The organism is Methylomonas sp. BG-2 (assembly GCF_057766305.1).
Window position 1 is genome coordinate 1 of sequence record NZ_JBYMAP010000188.1, and the last position, 7,969, is coordinate 7,969.

8 protein-coding genes are annotated in these 7,969 nt (G+C 55.4%); 2 read left to right on the forward strand and 6 right to left on the reverse strand.

Features of this window, described 5'->3' with window-relative positions:
• Window positions 1–171: 171 nt before the first annotated feature.
• Entirely contained in the window at window positions 172–1,467 is a 1,296-nt protein-coding gene (locus AC3B8H_RS15920; protein WP_488442529.1) for a DEAD/DEAH box helicase, read from the reverse strand.
• 151 nt (window positions 1,468–1,618) lie between these two features.
• Between AC3B8H_RS15920 and AC3B8H_RS15925 the strand changes: the two genes are divergently transcribed.
• Window positions 1,619–1,981: a PilZ domain-containing protein gene (locus AC3B8H_RS15925; protein ID WP_488442530.1), complete on the forward strand. Its 363-nt coding sequence runs from the start codon at window positions 1,619–1,621 to the stop codon at window positions 1,979–1,981.
• A gap of 23 nt (window positions 1,982–2,004) precedes the next feature.
• Here the strand turns inward: AC3B8H_RS15925 and rapA are convergent, their stop codons facing one another.
• Window positions 2,005–4,770 carry an RNA polymerase-associated protein RapA gene (gene rapA, locus AC3B8H_RS15930; RefSeq protein WP_488442531.1) on the reverse strand — a complete coding sequence of 922 codons (2,766 nt, stop codon included), beginning with the start codon at window positions 4,768–4,770 and terminating at the stop codon, window positions 2,005–2,007.
• 166 nt (window positions 4,771–4,936) lie between these two features.
• On the opposite strand from rapA, the gene AC3B8H_RS15935 reads away from it, so the two are divergent.
• Entirely contained in the window at window positions 4,937–5,374 is a 438-nt protein-coding gene (locus AC3B8H_RS15935; RefSeq protein WP_488442535.1) for an NUDIX domain-containing protein, read from the forward strand.
• A gap of 46 nt (window positions 5,375–5,420) precedes the next feature.
• On the opposite strand, the gene dapB is transcribed toward AC3B8H_RS15935, so the two are convergent.
• The 4 genes from dapB to AC3B8H_RS15955 all read right to left on the reverse strand — a co-directional run.
• Window positions 5,421–6,230, reverse strand: coding sequence for a 4-hydroxy-tetrahydrodipicolinate reductase (gene dapB, locus AC3B8H_RS15940; RefSeq protein WP_488442536.1), 810 nt, complete (start codon window positions 6,228–6,230; stop codon window positions 5,421–5,423).
• Window positions 6,230–7,372, reverse strand: a complete 1,143-nt coding sequence (gene dnaJ / locus AC3B8H_RS15945) for a molecular chaperone DnaJ (RefSeq protein WP_488442532.1) — start codon at window positions 7,370–7,372, stop codon at window positions 6,230–6,232. Before dnaJ ends, dapB begins: the two co-directional genes overlap by 1 nt.
• Before the next feature lie 44 nt (window positions 7,373–7,416).
• A complete protein-coding gene (locus AC3B8H_RS15950) occupies window positions 7,417–7,722 on the reverse strand; it encodes a type II toxin-antitoxin system RelE/ParE family toxin (protein ID WP_488442533.1) in 306 nt (101 codons plus the stop codon).
• Window positions 7,707–7,969: hypothetical protein (locus AC3B8H_RS15955; protein ID WP_488442534.1), on the reverse strand; the 263-nt coding region annotated here is incomplete at its 5' end. The genes AC3B8H_RS15955 and AC3B8H_RS15950, both read right to left, overlap by 16 nt.

Genomic DNA, 7,969 nt, shown 5'->3' on the forward strand with positions numbered 1-7,969 from the left:
GTCTTGCCACAATTCCGCCGCCGCCTTCCAACCGGTGATCGCGGTTTCCACGGCACTGTCGCAAATGACCCCGTCAAAATCCAGCGCGTAAATGATTGAATCACTCATGACCAAGCCCGCCTAAATCAGATTTATCCGCAGCGGCCCATCAGCCGAGCGGCAATAATCCGTTCATCGCCCGCGCGCGCCACCGGAAACAGCGCGAGGTGGCCGACCGCCTCGCGCCCGTTCACCCGGACGGTCGCCGGGTCGAGATTGCAACCGAGGTTTAGGTTTTGCCGCTGCTTTCGGCTTGGCTTTAGGCTGGGACTTGGTGGAAACCGGTTCCAGCGACACTGTTTCATAGCCTGTGTCGGCGACGCGGGGAATCGGTTTTTTTAGAAGTTTTTCAATTGCCGCCAATAGTTGCGCTTCTTCCGCATCGACCAACGAGATCGCCTGACCTTCCGCGCCGGCCCGGCCTGTGCGCCCTATCCGGTGCACATAATCCTCGGCCACTTGCGGTAGATCGTAATTGACGACATGCGGTAATTGGTCGATATCGAGTCCACGAGCGGCAATGTCGGTCGCCACCAGTGCCGTGATCGCGCCGTTTTTAAAATCGTCCAGCGCGCGAGTCCTGGCACCCTGGCTCTTGTCGCCGTGCAAGGCCGCGCAACGTATGCCGTCCTTGATCAGCTGCTTGCACAAGCGATCGGCACCGTGCTTGGTGCGCACGAATACCAGTACCTGCTGCCATCGGCCGTCGCCAATCAAATGAGCCAGCAATTCGCGCTTGGATTCGCGCTTGATGCCGTAAACCAACTGCGACACGGTTTCCGCCGCCGAATTACGCTTGGTAACGGCAATCTCGACCGGATCGTTCAACAGCTGTTCGGCTAGCGTGCTGATCTCCGGCGAATACGTTGCCGAAAACAACAGGTTCTGGCGCCGCGCCGGTAACAATTGGATAATTTTGCGGATGTCGCGGATAAAGCCCATATCCAGCATCCGGTCGGCTTCGTCGAGCACGAAATACTCGATTTGCGACAGGTCCGCATAGCCTTGCTGGATTAAATCCAACAACCGACCCGGCGTTGCAACCACAATATCGGTTCCGCGCTGTAATTTCTGGATTTGGGGTTTAATGCTGACGCCTCCGAAAATCGCTTCCGCGAAAAACGGCAGATGCTTGCCGTAAGCACAAACGCTTTCGTAGACCTGCAGGGCCAGTTCGCGGGTCGGCGTTAGAATCAACACCCGGATCGGCCGGGGTTTTTTCCGCACCGGCGATTGTTGCAGCAATTGCAACAATGGCAACGTAAAGCCTGCGGTTTTGCCGGTGCCGGTTTGAGCGCCGGCCAACACGTCCCGCCCCTGCAACACCACAGGGATCGCTTGCTCCTGAATCGGCGTGGGAGTTTCGTAACCTTGTTCGGCAACGGCGCTAAGAATTTGCTCGGATAGGCCGAGTTCTGAAAATAACATGAGTTAACCTTATGCTGATTCCGTCATATAATTCGGGAAAATTTTTAAAAAATTGAGGGCATGGCAACCATGTCCAAAATACGTCTATATTTAGTCTGTAATTTTATGACCCGAGGAAGGACGCCCTTCATCACTCAGCAGGAGCCAAACGATGAAATCCGAGAAGCGCAATCACCTTAGAGTAAGGCCTAGAGGCTTGCAGGCAGGTATCGTTTTCAACCCCACGACAGCCAAGGAACTGGCGTTCGAGGCCGACATCCTCGATATCAGCTACAGCGGCATTCGCGTCCGGCTCCGCAAGCCGCTCGCAGACGACATCGTCGGCAAAATCAAGATTACGATGATCTTGCCGGAATCGGGCACGCCGTTCAGCGTGCATGGCGTTCTCAAACATCAGCACAGCGAATCCGAATGCGGCCTGCATTACATCGACCATGTCGAGGGTTCTATTGACGATCTGATGTTCGAGTGCGTCGAACTCGACGAAAGCACCGTTTTGATCAAAACCAACTAAATCACCGTCCGGCGCGATCCGGCTCAAGCGGTAATCACGAAACGGACCGCATCCAGGCGCAATTGCGCGTCCTGTATGCTCTCGTGCGACAACATCGTCATTTCCTTGAGTTGTTCGATCTCGGCATCCTTGATCGCCGGATTGACTTTTTTCAGCCTGACCATCCGCTTGATTTCACCAGTCAACGCCGTCACCATTCGATTGGTGGCTTCGGCGATCAACTGCTGGGCCTGACCACCGGCATGTTGCTCCGCCACTTTGATCATTTCCTGAATATGCTGGCGCTGGCTGTTCAAAAACTGACTGATTTGGGCCTTCTCGAACTGATCGCCGGTTTCGATCAGACTGTCATGGCTGACCGATGCCGTTAGATCCATTTTGTTCTGGTCTATCAAAACCCGAATCGGCGTATGCGGCAAAAACCGGCCGATTTGCAACTCGGCGGGCGCGCTGCATTCCAGCACAAACAGCAATTCCAACAAAAACTGGCCAGCCTTCAACCCCGCATGCCTGACCACGCTGACCGCCGCATTGCCAGTCTCGCTGGACAACACCAAATCCATCGCCGCCAAGACCATCGGATGTTCGGCGGTCAAAAACAACATGTCCTCGCGCGCCAGTGCAATATCCCGTGCCACCGTTACGGTCAAGCCGTCGTCCTGCAACATCGGAAAATGCGAGATACGCAGGTTTTCGCTAGGCCGGAGAATATGACAGGCCTTGGAATGGTACTCAACGTCAACCCCGTAGCAATCGAAAATATCCTCCAGATACGGCCACAAACTGCCGTCGGTTTCGCTGGCTTGAATCGCTTCGACCAATTGCCGGGCCGGCTCAGGGCGGCAGGAGTTCAGTTCCAGCAGCAAATCGCGACCTTTTTGCAATTCCGCTTCGAGGCGCGCATTCATTTGGCGGGTTTCGTCGATCAATGCATCGACCATCGCCCGATCGCGACTGCCCAGCGCGGCGGCCAACGAACCGCTCAAGGCTTTGGCCACCAGCGAGGCCGCCGAGACGTTGTGTCGAAACGCATTCAAACCTTCGTCGTACCAACGAAACAACACCTCGCGCGCACTGCCGACCACATAGGGAATGTGGATCTGAATAACATGCTTTTGACCGATCCGATCCAAACGACCAATGCGCTGCTGCAGCAAGTCGGGGTTTTCCGGCAAATCGAACAGCAACAGATGCCGCACGAATTGAAAGTTACGGCCTTCGCTGCCGATCTCCGAACACAACAGGACCTGCGCCCGACTGTCTTCATCGGCAAAGAATGCCGCCGCGCGGTCGCGTTCGACGATACTCATGCCTTCGTGAAACACCGCCGCGGTATGTCCGACGTGGTGCCGCAATATTTGCTCCAGCTGAACCACGGTGTCGGCGCGGTGGCAAATCAACAAGGCCTTCTCGTCGCCGAGGGTCTTCAAGGTTTCCACCAGCCAAAACAGATACGGGCTGTCGGCGAGTTCGGCGGTTTCCGCGCCGACAAGCGGATAGCCGTAACGCTCCCGGTCCGGAAACCCCTTGACCGTATGCCGGGAGTTTCTGAACAGGATCCGACCGGTGCCGTGGTGATCCAACAGCAACTTGATCAATTCCTCGCGGGCGCCGGACCCGCTATCGTTGACTTGCTTCAGCCATGCTTCGGCATTGTCGTGCTTCAACAACTCGCCTAACTCGGCTTGCTCGGACGGGTTTAACGGCTCGCCGGAAATCAACCGGTTCGCCAGTTGCGCCACCGGCTCGAAATGCTTTTCGTCTTGCAGATATTGCGCAAAGCTGTAGAAGCGATCGGGATCGAGCAGTCTTAAGCGGGCGAAGTGGCTTTCCTTGCCCAATTGCTCCGGTGTCGCGGTCAACAACACCAATCCCGGCACGGTTTGCGCCAACTGCTCGACGAAACGGTACTCGGCACTCGGCGCGGTTTCGTTCCATTCCAAATGATGCGCCTCATCGACGACGACCATGTCCCAGCCGGCCGCCAACGCTTGTGGCTGGCGGTCGGGAAAGTCAGCGAAAAACTGTTGGCTGCACAGTATCAATTGCTCGTTTTGAAACGGATTGCCGTCGTCGTTGAACGACATGCAACGGGTTTCGTCGAACAGACTGAAACGCAGATTGAAACGCCGCAACATTTCGACCAACCATTGGTACATCAGGCTTTCGGGTACCAAAATCAACACCCGTTCGCTCAGGCCGTTAATCAGACGGTGTTGTATGATCAAGCCGGCTTCTATGGTTTTACCCAAACCGACTTCATCGGCCAGCATAATGCGCGGCGCGGCGCGGTTAGCGGCCTGATGCGCGATATACAATTGATGGGGAATCAACGCGGCGCGCGCGCCTTGCAGCCCCTTGACCGCCGATTGTTGATGGCGTTGCTGGCGCAACCAGGTTTCGTAACGCAGCAAATACCAGGCGGTTGGGTCGAACTGGCCGGTGAACAATCGATCCTGCGGCTTGTTGAATTGAATATGGTGGTTGAGTTCCATCTCGTCGATTTGCTGCAATCCGCCGTCTTCGTCGACGCCGATATAGGTCAACAGCCCGGCGTGCTCGTCCACCTGCCGCACGTTGATCTTGACGTATTCCACCGATTCGACGGTATCGCCCTCGGCAAACCTTACCCGCGTCAACGGCGCATTGTCACTGGCATAGACCCGCCGATCGCCGGTCGCCAAGAACAGCACGGTAACGCGATTGTATTCGGCTTCCAATACCATGCCTAAGCCGAGTTCCGATTCGGTGTTGCTAATCCAGCGTTGGCCGGGAATAAATTCGTTCATTGATGATCATTGTCTGTCTGTTATGTCGAACGCCAGCCGCCTATGAGCGATGTACCCAAGGCCCACGGTATTCATCCCCATTCAACAATCAGGCTGGCTTTCGAACTTTACCGAAATCATGGTTAAATCCGTTCAGCAAGCTCTCACTCGAAAACAGGACACCGTGATGCCGAAACCGATTACACCTTTGATTGCCGCCGATATTCTGATCGAACTGATCGACCACCCCCAGCGCCCCTTCGTGCTGATCGAGCGGAAATATCCGCCTTACGGCTGGGCTGTACCGGGCGGTTTTGTCGATGTCGGTGAAACGGTCGAACAGGCTGCGGTGAGGGAAGCCGCGGAGGAAACCGGTCTGGAGGTCCGTCTGACCGCGTTGCTGGGTATTTATTCCAATCCGCAACGCGATCCACGCAATCACACCGCAACGGCGGTTTACATCGCTGAAGCCCATGGTTCGCCAGCAGCGGCCGACGACGCCAAAAATTGCGGTTTGTTTACCTTTGACGATTTGCCGGCGATCTTGGCCTTCGATCACGCCTTGGTCATCGCCGACTACCGCCATTATAAACTGACCGGCGAATTAGCGCCGCTAAGAATATAAGCGGGCGCTGATTCGAATGAATCGCCCGCCGCGCGGCCGAAAAAACTCAGCTTTTCAAACCCAATACGTCCTGCATATCGTAAAGGCCACTAGGTTTGTCGGCCAGCCAGACGGCGGCGCGCACCGCGCCGTTGGCGAAGGTCATCCTGCTGCTGGCTTTATGAGTGATTTCGACGCGTTCGCCTTCGTCGGCAAACATCACGGTATGCTCCCCGACGATATCGCCGGCCCGTATCGTTGAAAATCCGATGGTTTTGCGGTCGCGGGCACCGGTCTCGCCCTCCCGGCCGTAAATAGCGCAGTCCTTTAAATCCCGACCCAGCGCCGCCGCGACGACTTCACCCATCCGCAACGCGGTACCGGACGGCGCGTCGATCTTATGCCGGTGGTGGGCTTCAATCACTTCGATGTCGGTGTAATCGCCCATCACCTTCGCGGTCATTTCCAGCAATTTCAACGACAGATTGACACCGACACTGAAATTGGGCGCCATGACGATTGCGATATCCCGCGCCGCCTCGGCAATCGCCGCTTTTTGGCTCTCGCTAAACCCGGTGGTACCGATAACGAGTTTTTTCCCGGCTTGCCGGCAGACATCCAGGTAGGCCATCGTCGCATCCGGCCGGGTAAAATCGATCAACGCGTCGAAACAATCAACGACCGCCGCCAAATCGTCGCCAACCGGCACCCCGGACACCGAAACGCCGGCCATTTCGCCGGCGTCCCTACCTATCGCCAGACTGTCGGGCCGGGAGACCGCGACCGTCAATTCGGCCTGCGGCGCGGCTAACGCCGCTTTCAACAAACACAAACCCATGCGCCCGGAAGCACCCACCACGCCAATACGCATCGCCATCATCCCGTCAACTTGTCGAAAAAGCTTTTCACTCCATCCATCCAGCTATGTTCCTGCGGGCTGTGCTGTTTGCCGCCGCCGCTGAGAGACACCTGCAATTGCTCGATCAAAGCCTGCTGATCTTTAGTTAAACGCACCGGCGTTTCGATCTGCACCCGGCACAACAAGTCACCGATGGCTCCCCCGCGTACCGGCTTGACGCCCTTTCCGCGCAAGCGGAACATTTTGCCGGTCTGAGTTTCCGGCGGAATTTTCAACATGACCTTGCCGTCCAGCGTCGGCACTTCCAACTCCCCACCCAAACAGGCGGTTGGAAAGCTGATCGGCACTTCGCAGTACAAATTCGCGCCGTCGCGGGTAAAAATCGGATGTTCCTTAACCTGAACTTGCACATATAAATCGCCGGACGGACCGCCGTTTAAACCGGCTTCGCCCTCGCCGGCCAAACGTATCCGATCGCCGGTATCGACGCCGGCCGGAACCTTGACCGACAGCGTTTTGGTTTCCTGAACCCGGCCCTGACCGTAGCATTTCGGACAGGGGTCCTTGATTTGCTTGCCGGTGCCGTGACAGGTCGGACAGGTTTGCTGCACCGAGAAAAAGCCTTGCTGCATGCGGACTTGGCCGTGGCCGTGGCAAGTCGAACAGGTGACCGGGCTGCTACCTTTTTTAGCGCCGCTACCATTACACTCGCCGCAAGCGACCAGCACAGGCACCTTGACGGTCGCCTCGGTACCGCCAACCGCTTCTTCCAATGTCAGCTCCAGGTTATAACGCAAGTCGGCACCGCGCTGCACGCTGCTGCGCTGCCGTCCGCCCCCGCCGCCGAATATGTCGCCGAACACATCGCCGAAGATGTCGCTGAAGCTTTCCGCCCCGCTGAAACCGCCGCGGCCGCCGCCCATCGAAGGGTCCACGCCGGCATGGCCGAACTGATCGTAGGCCGCCCGCTTCTTCGAATCGGACAATATTTCGTACGCCTCCTTAATCTGCTTGAATTTCTTCTCGGCGTCTTCCGGATTGTCCTTGTTGCGGTCGGGATGATACTTCATCGCCATTTTGCGATAGCTCTTTTTGATCTCGGCTTCGCTGGCGTTGCGATCGACTTCCAACAGTTTGTAAAAATCTTCTTTTGCGGCCATTTTAAATTAGGAAGTTTTTATTGCTTCTTATTAAAGTTATTCTGTCAACTAAAACGTTCGGAAACATTTTCCAATAATCGTTTTCCATGAATCACGGCGATCACAATAATGTGCCTTTCATCAACCTTATAAACCAGTCGATAGCTGTATACAAAACGTTCTCGGATTTTTTCATCACCAATTTCCGGCACAATTCTGCCAATCTCGACAGTCTCCGGGATTCGTTTAGCCGTCCCCAATACTCTCCGAACGACCGAACGAGCATAAAACAACGAATCCCTGGCGATGTAGTCTCTAATCGAATTTAAATCTTCGATAGCCTCGGGAGACCAAATCAATCCCCGAGCCATTGTTCAAACTGCTTTTCGACTTCTTCATGAGGAACAGCACCCTCGGTTTCCGCTCTGGTTATTCCCTGCTGGATTTTAGCAATCACATACAAATGGTATTGAATATCTTCATAACTGCTTTTTTCAGGCAGTTTGTTAAGTAACTTCCTGACTTCTGAAACGGCCGTTTGCATATCTACCTCGTAAAAACAAAAAGGTACGGGTGCGCAACATAAATGACTTATCTTGACAATCGCTTTCTTCAGGC

Excerpts from the sequence above, each read along its gene's own strand:
- AC3B8H_RS15920 (WP_488442529.1), bottom strand. The coding sequence starts at position 1,467 with ATGTTATTTTCAGAACTCGGCCTATCCGAGCAAATTCTTAGCGCCGTT.
- AC3B8H_RS15925 (WP_488442530.1), top strand. The coding sequence starts at position 1,619 with ATGAAATCCGAGAAGCGCAATCACCTTAGAGTAAGGCCTAGAGGCTTG.
- rapA (WP_488442531.1), bottom strand. The coding sequence starts at position 4,770 with ATGAACGAATTTATTCCCGGCCAACGCTGGATTAGCAACACCGAATCG.
- AC3B8H_RS15935 (WP_488442535.1), top strand. The coding sequence starts at position 4,937 with ATGCCGAAACCGATTACACCTTTGATTGCCGCCGATATTCTGATCGAA.
- dapB (WP_488442536.1), bottom strand. The coding sequence starts at position 6,230 with ATGGCGATGCGTATTGGCGTGGTGGGTGCTTCCGGGCGCATGGGTTTG.
- dnaJ (WP_488442532.1), bottom strand. The coding sequence starts at position 7,372 with ATGGCCGCAAAAGAAGATTTTTACAAACTGTTGGAAGTCGATCGCAAC.
- AC3B8H_RS15950 (WP_488442533.1), bottom strand. The coding sequence starts at position 7,722 with ATGGCTCGGGGATTGATTTGGTCTCCCGAGGCTATCGAAGATTTAAAT.